Source organism: Caulobacter sp. ErkDOM-E (assembly GCF_048541895.1).
GTDB lineage: Bacteria > Pseudomonadota > Alphaproteobacteria > Caulobacterales > Caulobacteraceae > Caulobacter.
Genome location: NZ_CP183331.1, coordinates 2147478 through 2163651, shown reverse-complemented (window position 1 = coordinate 2163651; position 16174 = coordinate 2147478). Strand labels below are relative to the sequence as shown.

14 protein-coding genes and 2 tRNA genes are annotated in these 16174 nt (G+C 64.6%); 13 read left to right on the top strand and 3 right to left on the bottom strand.

The annotated features are described in order from the left end of the window. Positions 1-18: 18 nt before the first annotated feature. Complete coding sequence (locus ACN2C7_RS10600) at positions 19-357, bottom strand: P-II family nitrogen regulator (protein ID WP_035046431.1); 339 nt, start codon at positions 355-357, stop codon at positions 19-21. Between the two features lie 236 nt (positions 358-593). Between ACN2C7_RS10600 and ACN2C7_RS10595 the strand changes: the two genes are divergently transcribed. The 6 genes from ACN2C7_RS10595 to ACN2C7_RS10570 all read left to right on the top strand — a co-directional run bounded on the left by ACN2C7_RS10595 (position 594) and on the right by ACN2C7_RS10570 (position 6676). Next, on the top strand, positions 594-2144 hold the full coding sequence (locus ACN2C7_RS10595; RefSeq protein WP_419316891.1) for an acetyl-CoA acetyltransferase: 1551 nt from the start codon (positions 594-596) through the stop codon (positions 2142-2144). 4 nt (positions 2145-2148) lie between these two features. After that, positions 2149-2718, top strand: a complete 570-nt coding sequence (locus ACN2C7_RS10590; protein ID WP_419316890.1) for a histidine phosphatase family protein — start codon at positions 2149-2151, stop codon at positions 2716-2718. Positions 2719-2728: 10 nt separating this feature from the next. Then, on the top strand, positions 2729-4219 hold the full coding sequence (locus tag ACN2C7_RS10585) for an NAD(P)H-hydrate dehydratase (RefSeq protein WP_419316889.1): 1491 nt from the start codon (positions 2729-2731) through the stop codon (positions 4217-4219). Between the two features lie 22 nt (positions 4220-4241). Next, positions 4242-4326: transfer RNA gene (locus tag ACN2C7_RS10580), tRNA-Leu, on the top strand. A gap of 192 nt (positions 4327-4518) precedes the next feature. Further along, positions 4519-5877, top strand: a complete 1359-nt coding sequence (tig, locus tag ACN2C7_RS10575; protein WP_419255847.1) for a trigger factor — start codon at positions 4519-4521, stop codon at positions 5875-5877. A 172-nt stretch (positions 5878-6049) separates the two neighbouring features. Continuing rightward, positions 6050-6676 carry an ATP-dependent Clp protease proteolytic subunit gene (locus ACN2C7_RS10570; RefSeq protein WP_419255848.1) on the top strand — a complete coding sequence of 209 codons (627 nt, stop codon included), beginning with the start codon at positions 6050-6052 and terminating at the stop codon, positions 6674-6676. A 64-nt stretch (positions 6677-6740) separates the two neighbouring features. On the opposite strand, the gene ACN2C7_RS10565 is transcribed toward ACN2C7_RS10570, so the two are convergent. Then, on the bottom strand, positions 6741-7412 hold the full coding sequence (locus ACN2C7_RS10565) for an HAD-IB family hydrolase (RefSeq protein WP_419316888.1): 672 nt from the start codon (positions 7410-7412) through the stop codon (positions 6741-6743). Positions 7413-7756: 344 nt separating this feature from the next. On the opposite strand from ACN2C7_RS10565, the gene clpX reads away from it, so the two are divergent. From clpX to ACN2C7_RS10545, 4 genes are all read left to right on the top strand, one after another. After that, positions 7757-9019, top strand: a complete 1263-nt coding sequence (gene clpX / locus ACN2C7_RS10560) for an ATP-dependent protease ATP-binding subunit ClpX (protein WP_419316887.1) — start codon at positions 7757-7759, stop codon at positions 9017-9019. Between the two features lie 391 nt (positions 9020-9410). Next, the gene (gene lon, locus ACN2C7_RS10555) at positions 9411-11810 is read left to right on the top strand and encodes an endopeptidase La (protein ID WP_419316886.1); all 2400 of its coding nucleotides are present in this window, start codon (positions 9411-9413) and stop codon (positions 11808-11810) included. Positions 11811-11959: 149 nt separating this feature from the next. Further along, complete coding sequence (locus ACN2C7_RS10550) at positions 11960-12238, top strand: HU family DNA-binding protein (RefSeq protein WP_419321453.1); 279 nt, start codon at positions 11960-11962, stop codon at positions 12236-12238. A gap of 106 nt (positions 12239-12344) precedes the next feature. Continuing rightward, positions 12345-12419: transfer RNA gene (locus ACN2C7_RS10545), tRNA-Val, on the top strand. On the opposite strand, the gene ACN2C7_RS10540 is transcribed toward ACN2C7_RS10545, so the two are convergent. Beyond that, on the bottom strand, positions 12407-13684 hold the full coding sequence (locus ACN2C7_RS10540) for a glycosyltransferase (protein ID WP_419316885.1): 1278 nt from the start codon (positions 13682-13684) through the stop codon (positions 12407-12409). The two genes, ACN2C7_RS10545 and ACN2C7_RS10540, sit on opposite strands and share 13 nt — an antisense overlap. 101 nt (positions 13685-13785) lie before the next feature. Here ACN2C7_RS10540 and ACN2C7_RS10535 point away from each other — a divergent pair, with 101 nt between their 5' ends. The 3 genes from ACN2C7_RS10535 to ACN2C7_RS10525 all read left to right on the top strand — a co-directional run bounded on the left by ACN2C7_RS10535 (position 13786) and on the right by ACN2C7_RS10525 (position 16157). Further along, a complete protein-coding gene (locus ACN2C7_RS10535; protein WP_419316884.1) occupies positions 13786-14676 on the top strand; it encodes an SPFH domain-containing protein in 891 nt (296 codons plus the stop codon). Between the two features lie 54 nt (positions 14677-14730). Further along, on the top strand, positions 14731-14883 hold the full coding sequence (locus tag ACN2C7_RS10530; protein WP_419255505.1) for a hypothetical protein: 153 nt from the start codon (positions 14731-14733) through the stop codon (positions 14881-14883). Between the two features lie 65 nt (positions 14884-14948). Next, entirely contained in the window at positions 14949-16157 is a 1209-nt protein-coding gene (locus tag ACN2C7_RS10525; protein ID WP_419316883.1) for a glycosyltransferase family 4 protein, read from the top strand. Positions 16158-16174 lie beyond the last annotated feature (17 nt).

Here is a 16174-nt window from a genome sequence, read left to right as displayed (position 1 = left end):
ATATTTGACCGATCGCGGCTAGACGGCCGCGGGGCCGCTTTCTCCGGTTCGGATGCGGATGACTTCCGCGATCTCCGAGACGAAAATCTTGCCGTCGCCGATGCGCCCGGTGCGCGCGGCGCGGGTGATGGCCTCCAGCGCGGGTTCCAGCTGGCTGTCCTCGACGACCACCTCCACCTTGATCTTGGGGAGGAAGTCCACGACGTACTCAGCGCCGCGATAGAGCTCGGTATGGCCCTTTTGGCGACCATAGCCTTTGGCTTCGAGCACGGTCATGCCCTGGACGCCCATCTCCTGGAGCGCCTCCTTCACCTCATCCAGCTTGAACGGCTTGATGATGGCTTCGATCTTCTTCATCGGTTCCACTTTCGGGCCCGCAGGCGCGCCGCGCCTTTGATGAGCGGCACGGATCACGCCGCCCGGGGGACTCGCAAGCTTTCGACGGTCGGAAAGCGGCTCGCCGATGACGGATCGAGGGTGATGATCAAATTTTGCGCATCGCGAGCGCGAAATTTGATCACTGCAGGTTTGTTGACCAAATGGCCTTGCAGAGCGCCGTTTCACCCCTAGGATCGCCCCCAACAATCGTTTGAATGGGGGCGAACATGCGCGACGACACACCGGTTTTGATCGGCGCTGGCCAGTTCACCTACCGCGGAGAAACCCAAAACTCGCCGTCACCGCTCGAACTGCTGAAGATTGCAGCGGAACGTGCTGTTGAGGATGCAGGGCTCTTGGGGTCGGTTCTTGCCGAACTCGACGCGTTGGCGGTCATCGCTTTCAGTATCGACGCGCCGGGCGGGCTTTCGAAGCTTCCCTTGCCGCGCCTTGCCAATCCTCCCGCGAGCCTGGCCAGGGCCTTGGGCGCCGGGCCGGCATGGAGCGTCTATACCGAGACCGGCGGCAACAGCCCCCAGCAGGCGATCAATGTCGTCTGCGAGCGGATCGCCAAGGGCCAGACCGAAATGGCCCTGGTGACGGGGGCCGAGTTTCTCGGCTCGCTGATGAAGCGTCTGAAGGGCGGCTTGGGTTTCGAAGGCTGGGGCGATGACATCACCGAGCCCCCGGCTCGCATCGGCGACCCTCGTCCCGGCGTCACGCCGCAGGAGGCCGCGCACGGCCTGGGCTATCCCGTCAACACCTATCCACTGTTCGAGAATGCGTTGCGCGCCCGCGACGGACGGTCTCTGGAAGACCATCAGGCCCGGCTGGGACGCCTGTTCTCACCGTTCAGCAAGGTCGCGGCCGGCAATCCCAATGCCTGGTTCCCGGTCGAGCGATCACCGGAGGAGCTGGTGACGGTCACCGATCGCAACCGGATGATCAGCTTTCCCTATCCCAAGTACCTGAACGCCATCATGGAGGTGGATCAATCGGCCGCCGTGCTGATCTGCAGCGTCCGCAAGGCGCGCGAGCTGGGCGTGTCGGAAGACAAGTGGGTCTATCTGCACGGCTGCGCCGACGCCGCTGATCTCTGGTACCCGATGGACCGCCAGGATTTCCATTCCAGTCCGGCCATTCGCCTGACCGGTGAGCGGGCCTTCGCGATGGCGGGCATCGGCCTGTCCGACATCGACATCATCGACCTCTATTCCTGCTTCCCGTCCGCCGTTGAGGTGGCGGCCGAGGAGCTGGGCCTGGCGCTGGATGATCCGCGCGGTCTGACCGTCACCGGCGGCCTGCCTTATTTCGGAGGGCCGGGAAACAACTACGCCCTGCATTCCATCGCCGAGATGATGGGGCGGCTCAGAGCCCAGCCCGGAGCCTACGGGCTCTGCACGGCCAATGGCTGGTTCCTGACCAAACAGTCGGTCGGCATCTATTCGACAAGACCTGTCGAGGGAGACTGGGTCCGCGAGGCACCCTCCAGGATTCAGGACCGGATCGACGCGCTGCCGCATCCCGAAATCGTCGAACACCCGACCGGGCCGGCCTTGATCGAGACCTACACCGTTGTCCACGCCCGCGAAGGGGTTCGCATGGGCATCGTAATTGGCCGCGACTCTGCCGGCCGACGCTTCGTGGCCCACACGCCCGAGGATCCCGAGACCCTGCTGGACCTCGAGGCCCGAGAAGGCGTGGGCAGAACCGGCGTCGTCGGTCCGCACCCCGACGGTGTTCGCAACCTTTTTGTTCCGGATTGAACCCATGACCCGCGTCCATGTCATCCGCCACGGGCGGCCGGCCTCGACCTGGGGCGGGGCGGAGGATGATCCAGGCCTCGACGAAGTCGGTCATCGGCAAGCCGTCGAGGCGATGGAAACCCTGATGGCCCTGCCGGAAGGGGAGCGACCGCTACGTGTCGTCTCGTCACCCCTGCGTCGGTGCCGCGAAACCGCCGCACCGATGGCGAGCGCGCTGGGTGTCGAGCTCGTGATCGATCCCCGCGTGGGGGAGATCCCTACGCCCGCGGCCATGCCCGCTGCGGACCGCCCGGACTGGCTCAAGGCGGCGTTCGGCGGCGAATGGGGGCAGATTGTCGGCGATCTGGACTATGAGGCCTGGGCCAGAGGCGTGGCGGCCGCCGTGGCCGAGTATCCGAACACGGCGGTGTTCAGCCACTTTGTGGCGCTGAACGCCGCCGTCGGCGTGGCGATCGGCGAGGCGAGGGTGGCGGCGTTCCGACCGGATCACTGTTCGATCACGACGTTCGACATCCGCGATGGACGCTTGATCCTCAACGAGAAAGGACGCGAAGCTCAAAGTCAGGTGCTCTGAAGGAGTCGTCGTGCCGCGCGAAATCATGACCGTCGCCGAGATGACCGCGGCGGATCGCGCCGCCGTCGCACTGGGCGTGCCGATCAGCACCTTGATGGAGCGCGCCGGAATCGCGGTGGCCGAGGCGGTCAGGGCGCGGTTCTCGCATCGGCCCGTCGTGATCTGGTGCGGCCCGGGCGACAACGGCGGCGATGGCTATGTCGCCGCGCGGCATCTGCGCAGCAAAGGCTGGTCGGTTCGCGTGGAAGCCTCTGCGCCGCCGGTCACCGAGGCGGCCAGACGCGCGGCGTCACGCTGGAAAGGCGAAACCGGTCCTCTGTCGCCGGAGCCTGGCCAGGCCGACATCTATATAGACGCGCTGTTTGGCGCGGGCCTGTCGCGGCCGCTCGAGGGCGATGTCGCCAGACTGGCGCGCGCCAGCAACCTGCTGAACAAGCCCATCATCGCGATCGATGTGCCCAGCGGCGTGTCGGGCGATACAGGCCGCGCCCTGGGCGAGGCGGCGTTTCGGGCCGATCTCACCGTGACCTTTCATCGACGCAAACTGGCCCACTGCCTGATGGACGGTCGCGCGGCTTGCGGAGAGGTGATCGTCGCTGACATCGGGCTCCCCGCCCCAGACCACGCTTGCACCCTGCACGAGAATTCGCCTGACCTGTGGGAGGCCCGGTTTCCGTGGCCAGCCCTGGACGCGCACAAGCATCGACGTGGTCGTTTGAAGGTGGTCAGCGGTGACGCGTGGAATACAGGCGCGGCGCGTCTGGCGGCGCGAGCCGGCCTGAGGATCGGCGCGGGCGTGGTCAGCCTGTTGTCGCCGCCCAGCGCGCTGGCGGTGAACGCCGCTCATCTCGAAGCGATCATGCTGGCGCCTTTCGAAGGCGAGGCGGACCTGCAGACGGCCGGAGAAAGAGCCGACGCCGTCGTGATCGGTCCGGCCGGCGGCGTCGGCGATGCGATCATGCGAAATCTTTTCGCTCTAGCGAGGACGGGCGCGGCCCTGGTGGTCGACGCCGACGCCTTGACCAGCTTCCGCCATGACCCGGGTGCGCTGTTCTCGGCCCTGGATCGCGATGACGTACTCACACCCCACCCGGGTGAGTTCGAGCGGATCTTTCCGGGGCTTCTGGGCGAATCGGTCGAGCGCGTGGCGGCGGCGCGGGAGGCGGCGCGCCGGGCCGGCGCTGTCGTGCTCTTGAAAGGGCCCGATACCGTGGTGGCCGCACCGGACGGCCGCGCGGCGATTTCGCTCAATGGGTCGCCCTGGCTGGCGACGGCGGGTTCGGGCGATGTTCTGGCGGGTTTCATCGGCGGACTGATCGCCCAGGGCATGGAAAGTTTTGAAGCGGCCTGCGCCGGAGCCTGGATCCACGCGGAATGCGGCAAAGCGCGGGGGCCGGGGCTCATCTCCGAAGACCTGCCGGATCTGGCTCCCGCCGTGCTGGCTCAACTCTTGACGCGTCGCCCTGTCCAGGCGCGCGGCGGACTTGCATCCCCACGGTGAAATCCGTAAGGCCTGCCCCCACGCGGATGTGGCGAAACTGGTAGACGCACCAGATTTAGGTTCTGGCGCCGAGAGGCGTGGAGGTTCGAGTCCTCTCATCCGCACCAAGATTGACTGAAGGCTTTCTCGTCTATGAGGGATGGCCGTGACTTTTGCCGCTGGCGCTCTTGGATGGTCGCGCACGTCGTGACATAAGGGCGCTCTTTCGCCGCCCCGGCCTCGCGGGCGGCGTCGATGTTTTTGACCCCAGGGCGGACCCCCGACGCGCGCGTCGCAGGTCCGAGAATATGACAATGTCGATGCAGATCGTTGAAAAGTCGGGCGAAGGCCTTAGCCGCGTTTATGGAGTGACCGTGCCGGCCGCCGAGCTGGCCACGCGTCTCGAAGCGCGGATCGCCGAAGTCGCGCCGCAGATGAACGTCAAGGGCTTCCGCCCTGGCAAGGTTCCCGCCGCTCACGTGCGCCGTCTGTACGGCAAGGCCCTGATGGGTGAAGTCGTCGAGCAGGCGCTCAACGAGACCACCCAGAAGGTCCTGGACGACAACAAGCTGCGTCCCGCCGGTCAGCCCGAGCTGAAGCCGTCTTCGGACATGGAAAAGGTTGTCGCCGGTGGCGAAGACCTGTCGTTCGACGTGGCCATCGAGATCATGCCGGACTTCGAGCCGATCGATCCCGCCAGCATCGAACTGGTCAAGCCGGTCTACAAGGTCGCGGACGCCGAGGTCGACGAGGCCCTGGCCGAACTGGCCAAGCAGGCCCGCACCTACGAGCCCCGCAAGGGCAAGAGCCTGAAGTCCAAGGACGGCGACCAACTGCTGATCGACTTCGTCGGCACGGTTGACGGCGTCGAGTTCGCCGGCGGCAAGGCCGAAGGCGCTGAACTGGTCCTGGGTTCGGGTCAGTTCATTCCCGGCTTTGAAGAACAACTGGTCGGCGCCAAGCCGGGCGACGAACTGGTCGTGAAGGTCACGTTCCCGGAAGATTATCAGGCCAAGGATCTGGCCGGTAAGGCCGCTGAATTCGCCACCAAGGTGACCGAAGTCCGCGCGCCGGTCGACGCCGAAGCCGATGACGAACTGGCCAAGCGCCTTGGCCTGTCTGACCTGGCCGCTCTGAAAGAGCTTCTGAAGTCGAACCTGTCGGGCCGCTACGACAACTCCTCGCGCTTCAAGCTGAAGCGCGCCCTGCTGGACGTGCTGGACACCAAGCACGAGTTCGACCTGCCGCCGCGCATGGTCGACGCCGAGTTCGCCGGCATCTGGCAGCAGGTCCAGGCCGACAAGACCCAGGGCGGCCTGCCGCCGGAAGACGCCGACAAGACCGAAGACCAACTGAAGGACGAGTACCGCAAGATCGCCGAGCGCCGCGTGCGCCTGGGTCTGGTGCTGGCCGAAATCGGTCGCAAGAACGACGTGGTCGTCACCGACCAGGAACTGACCGACGCCATCATGCGCGAAGCCCGCCAGTATGGCGCGCAAGCCCAGCAGGTGTTCGACATGTATCGCCAGCGCGCCGACCTGCAGGCCGCTCTGCGCGCCCCGATCTATGAGGACAAGGTCGTCGACCTGATCTTCGGCAAGGCCAAGATCGAGGAAAAGGAAGTTTCCAAGGAAGAGCTCCTGGAAGAAGACGATCTGCCGGAAGGCTACGGCGGCTAAGGCCTCCGTCATCCGACGAGACAGGGCGCGGCTCGCAAGGGCCGCGCCTTTTTCTTTGGCTCAAGCTTTGCGCCCGCGCCTTGCAACCTGTTAATCGCCACGCGATATGCGTTAGCGACGCCGCGCGAGGTCTGATTCGCGCGGCCCCAAAACGCGAAAAAGGGCGAACCCTATGTACGATCCGGTTGCAACGGCGATGAACCTCGTGCCGATGGTGGTCGAACAGACCAGCCGCGGCGAGCGCGCGTTCGATATCTTCTCGCGCCTGCTCAAGGAGCGGATCATCTTCCTGACCGGCCCCGTCGAAGACGGCATGGCCAGCCTGATCTGCGCGCAGCTTCTCTTCCTGGAGTCCGAGAACCCCAAGAAGGAAATCGCCATGTACATCAACTCGCCGGGCGGCGTGGTGACGGCGGGTCTCGCGATCTATGACACCATGCAATACATCAAGAGCCCGGTTTCGACCGTGTGCATGGGCATGGCGGCCTCGATGGGCAGCCTCCTGCTCTGCGCCGGCGCCGCAGGCCAGCGCATCTCGCTGCCGAACTCGCGCATCATGGTTCACCAGCCGTCGGGCGGTTTCCGCGGTCAGGCCTCGGATATCGAGCGCCACGCCGAGGACATCATCAAGACCAAGCGCCGTTTGAACGAAATCTACGTCAAGCACTGCGGCCGGACCTATGAAGAGGTCGAGCGCACCCTCGATCGCGACCACTTCATGAGCGCTGAGGAATCCAAGGCCTGGGGCCTGATCGATCACATCAATGAAACGCGCGACGAGACCGACGCCAAGGCCTAGGCCTAGCCACTCCGGATTCTGATCAAGCCGCCGTCCGCAAGGTCGGCGGCTTTTTCATGCCGGCTTAAAGCGGCTTGCCCCGGAAGACGCGGTAGCCGCGCTCATCGGCGATGGCCAGCATTTCGATATCGCCCGACGTGTCGCCATAGGCTGCCGTCAGACGAACGTCCTCGCCGAAGGCTTCTTTCAGGCGGACAACCTTTTCCTTGGCGCGACAGTTTGGACCCGCCAGGACGCCAAGGGCGCGAAGGTCGTGGTCAAAGGCGAGACGCGTGCCGATCAGCAGGTCGGCGCCCAGACCGCGCGCGAACGGCGCAACCGTGATGTCGGGCGATGCGGTGACGATGACCATGCGGGCGCCCTTGGCGCGCCAGCGGCGCCACACGGCCAGGGCGTCCGGGCGAAAAAGGGAAGGGGCGTGCAGTTCGGCAAACGCCCGCGCATCGGCTTCGATCTCGGCCTGAGTCGCGCCTTTCAGGAATTCACGCACTGCGGCGGCCTTCAGCTTGCCGCGATTGCGATTGAAAACGTAGCGCACAAGGGCAGGGGAGAGCCGCAACACGCCCGCCGTCCAGCGCGCAGGGCCCGCGCGCCATTTCAGGAAGGCATTGAAGCTGTCGCGGACCGTCAGGGTGCCGTCAAAGTCAAAAGCCACCAGCGCCGGCGCATCGGTCATGTCGCCTGTCATCGGCATCGAGGCCGTCAGGCCCTTGGCCATTAATGAGCGCTTCGCCATTCTTCTCCGCGCGCATCGGGCGCGCCCTGTTAAACAAGCGGCTGTTCGATCACGATTCCCGCACCGGCTCTAAGCCTTCCACATCTATGGAAGGGTCAAGGTCCTGGAGCGGTTGCGCCGTTGGCCTTGGCCCCCATTTTAGACCGGAAGATCATTCCACGACACGATGCATTCTCTGGTCAGGCGCTCGAAAAAGGCGCCAAGGCTTGTGAACTGCGGCCGGATCGGGGAATGTCAAGGATTAGACAACTCCCGGCATGTAAGCTGTCCCTTCGGTGGCGGCATGTGAGCCAGGAGCGGGCGTCACGGCCGTAGCCGCCGCCGCCATAGCGTGAGAAGCGACCATGACGAAAGCCGCGAGCGGCGATACCAAGAGCACCCTGTACTGTTCTTTCTGCGGGAAGAGTCAGCATGAGGTGCGCAAGCTCATCGCGGGACCGACGGTGTTCATTTGTGATGAATGCGTCGAGCTCTGCATGGACATCATTCGCGAAGAGCACAAGATTGCTTTCGTGAAGTCGAAGGATGGCGTCCCGACGCCACGCGAAATCTGTGAGGTCCTGGACGATTACGTGATCGGCCAAGCTCACGCCAAGAAGGTGCTCGCTGTCGCGGTGCACAATCACTACAAGCGCCTCAACCACGCGTCGAAGAACAACGACGTGGAACTGGCCAAATCCAACATCCTGCTGGTCGGTCCAACCGGTACGGGCAAGACGCTTCTGGCCCAGACCCTGGCCCGAATCATCGACGTGCCGTTCACGATGGCGGACGCCACCACCCTGACCGAAGCCGGTTATGTGGGTGAGGACGTCGAAAACATCGTGCTCAAGCTGCTTCAGGCCGCCGACTACAATGTCGAACGGGCACAGCGGGGCATCGTCTATATCGACGAAATCGACAAGATCAGCCGCAAGTCCGACAATCCGTCGATCACCCGCGACGTGTCGGGTGAAGGCGTGCAGCAGGCCCTGCTGAAGATCATGGAAGGCACGGTCGCCTCCGTGCCACCGCAAGGCGGGCGCAAGCATCCCCAGCAGGAGTTCCTGCAGGTCGACACCACCAACATCCTGTTCATCTGCGGCGGGGCGTTTGCGGGTCTGGAGCGCATCATCTCGGCGCGCGGCCAGGGCAAGTCGATCGGCTTCGGCGCCAAGGTGGCTGATCCGGAAGAGCGTCGCACGGGCGAAATCCTGCGCAATGTCGAGCCGGATGACCTGCAACGCTTCGGCCTGATCCCGGAATTCATCGGTCGTCTGCCGGTGATCGCGACCCTGGAGGATCTCGACGAGGTCGCCCTGGTCAAGATCCTGACCGAGCCGAAGAACGCCTTCGTCAAGCAGTACCAGCGCCTGTTCGAGATGGAGAACATCGGCCTGACCTTCACCGATGACGCCCTCAGCGGGATTGCGACCAAGGCTATCGCCCGCAAGACCGGTGCGCGCGGTCTGCGGTCGATCATGGAAGGCATCCTTCTGGAGACCATGTTCGAACTGCCCAACTACGAGGGCGTCGAGGAAGTGGTGGTCAATGCCGAGGTCGTCGAAGGCCGGGCTCAGCCGCTGCTGATCTATGCCGAAAAGAAGGGTGGCGCCGCGTCGGCCTGACGCGAATAGCCATTCCCAAGATCAAGGCGCGCTCCTCGGGGCGCGCCTTTTTCATGCCGTCGGGGCCCTGCAGGCTGGATCTCCGTCGTCTGATGCGGCCAGGCCACAGGCGCCGGGGGTCGCAGGCGTCTGGCTATGACCGCTAGTTTGAAACGAAATTGCGTGACAGGGGGTTTTGAGGGCATATCCCCTTCAGCTTGGCCACTTATGCGCGACCAGTCGCCGCTATCAGGCGACTCGGCTTGAACGCAGTGGCGAAACGTCCACATAAATAAGGACCATTCCGTCCAGTCCCGGACGGACGGGCCGATCGACTCAGGCGCATCGTCTGATGTAACGGCGGCCCGCATGGCCGAGCGCGGACGCCGCGACGGCCGGGAGTAAGAGCATTATGTCTGAACTTCGTACGCTTCCAGTCTTGCCGCTGCGGGACATCGTGGTTTTCCCGCATATGGTCGTGCCGCTCTTCGTGGGCCGCGACAAATCCGTGCGCGCCCTCGAAGAGGTGATGCGCGGTGACAAGCAGATCCTGCTGGTGACCCAGAAGAACTCGGCTGACGATGATCCGTCGCCGGGCGACATCTATGATGTCGGCGTTCTGGCCACCGTTCTTCAATTGCTCAAGCTGCCCGACGGCACCGTAAAGGTGCTGGTCGAGGGCAAGGGCCGCGCCGCCGTGGTCAAGTTTACCGATCAGGAGTCCTTCTATGAGGCCCAGATCGGTGAAGTGAGCGAGGACGAGGGCGTCGGTCCCGAGGCCGAGGCGCTGTCGCGCGCCGTGGTCGAGCAGTTCGAGAACTACGTCAAACTCAACAAGAAGGTGCCGCCGGAAGCCCTGGCCTCGATCCCGCAGATCGCCGAGCCGGGCAAACTCGCCGACAGCATCGCCGCCCACCTGTCGGTGAAGATCGGCGACAAGCAGCACCTGCTGGAAATCTTCGACATCGTGAAGCGCCTGGAAAAGGTCTTCGCGCTGATGGAAGGCGAGATCAGCGTCCTGCAGGTGGAGAAAAAGATCCGCTCGCGCGTGAAGCGCCAGATGGAGAAGACCCAGCGCGAATATTATCTCAACGAGCAGATGAAGGCGATCCAGCGCGAGCTGGGCGATCCCGACGATCAGCGCGACGAACTCATCGATCTCGAAAAGCGCATCAAGAAGACCAAGCTCTCCAAGGAGGCCCGCACCAAGGCCGAAGGCGAGCTGAAGAAGCTGCGCAACATGAGCCCGATGTCGGCCGAGAGCACGGTCGTGCGCAACTATCTCGACTGGATGCTGTCGATCCCCTGGGGCAAGGCCAAGACCAAGAAGATCGACCTGGTCGAGGCCGAGAGCATCCTCGACGAGGATCACTACGGTCTGGAGAAGGTCAAGGAGCGCATCCTCGAGTATCTGGCCGTCCAGGCCCGCACCAACTCGCTGAAGGGGCCGATCCTTTGCCTCGTCGGCCCTCCCGGCGTCGGCAAGACCTCGCTGGGCAAGTCGCTGGCCAAGGCGACGGGTCGCGAGTTCGTGCGCATGAGTCTCGGCGGGGTGCGTGACGAAGCCGAGATCCGCGGTCACCGCCGCACCTATATCGGCTCGATGCCCGGCAAGGTCATCCAGTCGATGAAGAAGGCCAAGACCACCAACGCCTTCTTCCTGCTCGACGAGATCGACAAGATGGGCAGCGACTACCGCGGCGATCCCGCCTCGGCCCTGCTTGAAGTGCTCGATCCCGCCCAGAACGCGGCGTTCGGCGACCACTATCTGGAGGTCGACTACGACCTGAGCCAGGTGATGTTCGTTACGACGGCCAACAGTCTCAACATGCCCCAGCCGCTGCTGGACCGCATGGAGATCATTCGCATCGCCGGCTACACCGAAGATGAGAAGCTGGAGATCGCCAAGCGCCACATCCTGCCCAAGCTGACCAAGGATCATGGCCTGAAGGACTCTGAGTTCGTGGTGCCCGAAAAGGCGATCCGCGATCTGATCCGCTACTACACCCGGGAAGCCGGCGTGCGGTCGCTGGAGCGGGAACTGGGCGCCCTGGCGCGCAAGACCGTCCGCGATCTGGGACGCGAGAAGGTCACCTCGATCACCATCGACGACGAGCGGCTGGCCAAGTATGCGGGCGTCAAGAAGTACCGCTATGGCGAGACCGACGAAGTCGACCAGGTCGGGATCGTCACGGGTCTGGCCTGGACAGAGTTCGGCGGCGACATCCTGACCATCGAAGCCGTGAAGATGCCGGGCAAGGGCCGCATGACGGTCACCGGCAACCTCAAGGACGTGATGAAGGAGTCGATCTCGGCGGCCCAGTCCTATGTCCGCTCGCGGGCCCTGCACTTTGGCGTCAAGCCGCCGGTCTTTGAAAAGACCGATGTGCACATCCACGTGCCGGATGGCGCCACGCCCAAGGATGGTCCCTCGGCCGGCGCCGCCATGGCTGTGGCCATGGTTTCGGTGCTGACCGGTATCCCGATCCGCAAGGAGATCGCCATGACCGGCGAGATCACCCTGCGCGGGCGTGTGACGGCCATCGGAGGGCTGAAGGAAAAGCTCCTGGCGGCCCTGCGGTCAGGCGTGAAGACCGTTCTGATCCCTCAGGAAAACGAGAAGGATCTGGTCGATGCGCCTCAGTCGGTGAAGGACGGCCTGGAGATCATTCCGGTCTCCACCGTCGATGAGGTGCTCAAGCATGCGCTGACCGGCCCGCTGACGCCCGTGGAGTGGAATGAGGCTGATGAGCCCATTGCTGCAACTGCGAAGGGCGATGAGGGCGACGCGGACGCGATTTTGACCCACTGACTGTAACTTATCGTTGATAAGTATGGCGGCGCGGGAGGTTCCCGCGCCGCCTTCATTTGACGGGGCATTTTCCGCCGCCATAATCCTGGCCGAGCGAAGTGGCGTCGGCTTTTGCGAAGCGCCGCCGCTTTATTGGCTGGGAGAAAAACATGACCACAAAAGCCGAACTCGTCACGGCGATCGCCGAGAAGGCGGGCATCAATAAAAGTCAGGCCAAGGACGCTCTGGAAGCCTTCATCGAATCCGTCACCGACTCGCTGAAGTCGGGAAACGACGTGCGTCTCGTGGGCTTCGGCACGTTCAAGGCCGTAGCGCGTGCGGCGGGTACCGCGCGCAATCCTCGCACCGGCGAGACCGTCAACCGCCCGGCCTCGAAGACCGCGCGTTTCCAGGTCGGTGAAGGCCTGAAGACCACGCTGAACGGCTGATCTCTTTTTGAGAGACAAGAGGGCGGAGCGCTTCTTGGCGCGCCGCCCTTTTCTTATTCGCTTTGCATGGGCCACGCTGGCGGCTAGAAGGCCGGCTCGACTTTTGGGGCGGTTAGCTCAGCGGTAGAGCGTCTCCTTTACACGGAGAGGGTCGGGGGTTCGATCCCCTCACCGCCCACCAAAATTCGTCGCCGGCGCCAGCAGCTGCTCCAACAGGGTCGCGGCGGACCTGTTGTCACGATCAGCCTGGATCGCGGTTCCCAAGGCCGCAGCGGCCCGGCCATAGCGGACATCTTCAAGCAACTGGGTGATTGCGGCCATGATCGCTTCGACGCTGGCGTCTGGCGACAGGCGCAGACCGGCGTCGCGGGCGACCACCCTGGCGGCGTTGTCGTGCTGATCACGGCCCATCGGCATGCACAGGAGCGGAACCCCCGCCATCAGCGGACGTAGCGTAGAGCCATGGCCGGCATGGGTCACGAACACCGCCGTTTCCTCCAGCAAGGCCTGATGCGGCGCGCTGCGCACCACGATCACATTGTCGGGCGCGGGGAATTGGCTCGGCTCAAGAGTCGGCCCTGTCGTCACCAAGCCGCGCACCGGCAAGCGGCCCAGCGCAGCGATGACGTTGGTCAGCACGGCTTCCTGCGCCTGATACAGACTGGAAAACGAGACCAGCACCAGCGGAGCGTCACCCGCAGGCAGGGTCGCGGGCGTCACCCAGGCAGGATCGGCCAGATAGGGGCCCGCATAGGCGAACGGGGCAGGCACGGGATCCGGGGCGAAATCAAACGCCCGGCTGCTGGCGATCAGGATCAAGCCGGCCGTATCGAGTTGATCGAACAGATCGTCCCGCGCCGGCAGGCCCAGTGCGGCGCGCGCGCTGTTCAGGGCCGGCAAACCGATCTGGAACAGACCCCGGCTCATCTGGGTGACCATCGCATGCATGGCGCGCTCTTCGTCTGAGGTCGCCGGCGGCATACCCGCGCCGAAGGGCGGGACACCGGACAGGGTGGGGAGCGACCAGATATTGGCGGCGAACAGGGCCAGGGGCAGATTGCGGGCGTCCGCTGCGGCCATGGCGCCCAGCAGAAGTTCCTGACTGACGATGGCGTCAGGCTTGAAGGCGTCGATGGCGGCGAGCGTATCCTGCGCATAGGCCAGGGCCGGCCCTGCCATGATCCGGTCGATCAGCCGCTGGATCACCTCGAGGGGATTGTCGGCTTCATGGTCCTTCAGACGATCGTCCTCGCGACGCTTTCCGGTCTGGCTCGGCGCTGTCGTCCAGGGCTGGAACGCCACGCCCAAGGCGGCGGCGTCCGTGTCGTTGCAGACATCGCTGAGGACCAGCACGGCATGACCGCGATCCTGCAGTTCGCGCGCAGCCAGCAGCAGAGGCTGCACATGTCCGCCGCCTTCCCAGGTGGTAAAGAGATAACGCGCCATTCGATCCCCGCTCGGTCAGCCTTGGGCTTACGCGGTCCCGCTTCACCTTGCCAAGAGCGATCAAAGTGATATCACTTTCATATCCAGACGGGAGCGTGACGATGTCGGAAGTCCACACCATCAACCGGTCGGTCGAACGTATTCGCGGCGGGGTCAGCGGAGGCCTGCCGCTTCTGGCGCTTCCGCTGCTAATTGGCGCCGGGATCTGGGCTTTTATCAACGCCGATGCCTACGGCGCCGGCTACAACGCGCTCGGCGCCCTGATGGTCATCCTGGCCGCGTTGGTCAGTAGCGGCTTCTATTCGATGCAGCCGAACGAGGCCTATGTGCTGACGGTATTCGGCGCCTATGTCGGAACCGACCGCACGACAGGGCTTCGCTGGGTCTTGCCCTGGTACGGACGCAAGAAGATCAGCCTGCGGGTGCGCAACGTCACCAGCGAGAAGCTGAAGGTCAACGACAAGCGTGGCAATCCGATCGAGATCGCGGCCAACATCGTCTGGCGCGTGGCGGATTCGGCCCAGGCGCTGTTCGACGTCGATGACTATGTGGCCTTTGTGAACATCCAGATCGAAACCGGGCTGCGTGAGGTGGCCTCGCACTACGCCTATGATCACGCGGAGGAGGGCGAGCCCACCCTGCGCGCCGACGCCGAGGAGGTGGGCGCCAAGCTTCAGGCTGATCTGCAGGCCCGCATCGCCGTCGCCGGCGTCGCCATCGATGAGGCGCATCTCATGCACCTGGCCTATGCCCCGGAGATTGCCGGTTCCATGCTGAAGCGTCAGCAGGCCGAGGCCGTGCTGGCCGCCCGGCGCACCATCGTGGCCGGCGCTGTGGGCATGGTCGAGACGGCGCTAAATCAACTCAGCGAGCGCGGGGTCGTCAAATTGGATGACGAGCGCAAGGCCGCGATGGTGTCCAATCTCCTGGTGGTGTTGTGCGCCGACCGCGAGGCTCAGCCCGTGGTCAATACCGGCACGCTGTACGGCTAGGGCGTGGCCAGCGATCCTAACGAGAACGGGAAGGGCGGACGGCGCGCGTTTCTGATGCGCGTACGTCCCGAGGTGCTGACCGCCGTGGAGCGACTGGCCGCCGCCGAGTTGCGCAGTGTGAACGCCCAGGTCGAAACCTTGCTACGCGAGGCGCTGGGCCGTCGCGGCGTCGGCATAAAGCCGCCGCAGGGCAGCGAGGAACCGTAACTGTCGCGAAACCTTTATCGTTCCGAGGCCGAATGTCATGGTCTGGTTAGCGATAAGGATTCGGCGTGGTGGACTTGAGATCGGATCAACCGTTCGGCTTTCGCGGCCTTGCGGACGGCGCCCCGGCGGCCGGACAGGCTGTTCGCCTGGTGGATACGACCATGCTCTACGCCCCGCGGAGCGGCGGCGTGCGCCGGTATCTCAACACGAAGCGAACCTGGCTGGCCGCCAATCGACCGTCAGTGCACCACACCCTGGTTGTTCCCGGCGCGCGGGATGCTCATGACGGCCAGGGCCGTGTGTCGATCTATGCCGCGCCGTTGCCGTTTGGTGATGGATACCGGTGGCCTCTCGTCAAGCAGGCCTGGATGGAGCGGCTGATCCGCCAGAGGCCGCACATTATCGAGGCCGGCGATCCCTATACGCCCGGCCTGGCCGCGTTGCGGGCCGGCGACGCCCTGGGCGTCCCGGTGGTGGGATTCTGTCACACCGACCTGGGCGCGCTGGCTGCGCTGCATATCGGCGAATGGGCTGAGAAGCCGGTGCAAAAGCGCTGGGCGGCGATCTACGGCCAGTTCGACCAGGCCGTCGCGCCGAGCCGCTTCATAGCCGGTCGGCTGATCGAGGCCGGCGTCACCAACGCTATCGGCCTGCCCCTGGGCGTGGATGTGGACATCTTCCATCCCGGGCGCGGCGACCGCGCAGGCTTGCGCGCATCTCTGGGCTTGAGGCCGGACCACAAAATTCTGGTGTTCGCCGGACGGCCCGCGCGGGAAAAGCGGCTGGACGTGCTGGTGGAGGCCGTTGAACGGCTTGGCGACCCCTATGTGCTGCTGTTGATCGGCGCGGGAAGCGGCGCGCCGGCCAGTGATCGCGTTATCTGCATGGACTATCAGCGCGATCCACAGGCCTTGGCGGCGATCCTGGCGAGCTGCGACGCCTTCGTGCACGCCAATGACAACGAACCGTTCGGCCTGGTCGTCCTGGAGGCGATGGCCTGCGGACTGCCCGTCATCGGCGTCGCGTCAGGCGGCGTGGCTGAATCGGTCGACGCCTCGGTGGGCGAGCTTGCCACCGCATCGGAGGCGCGCGCCATGGCCGAGGCCGTGGAATCGGTGTTTGCGCGCGGCGCTGAGGGGCTGGGTCAGGCTGCCCGGTGTCGGGCCGAAGAGCGGCACGGCTGGGATTCCGTTTTCCAGGCGCTTTGCCAGATCTATGGCCGGCTGACGGGCGCGGCAGGATTCTCTGACGCCGCGCCCGCTCTGCGACATTAGAGCCGTGTTCGGCGAAG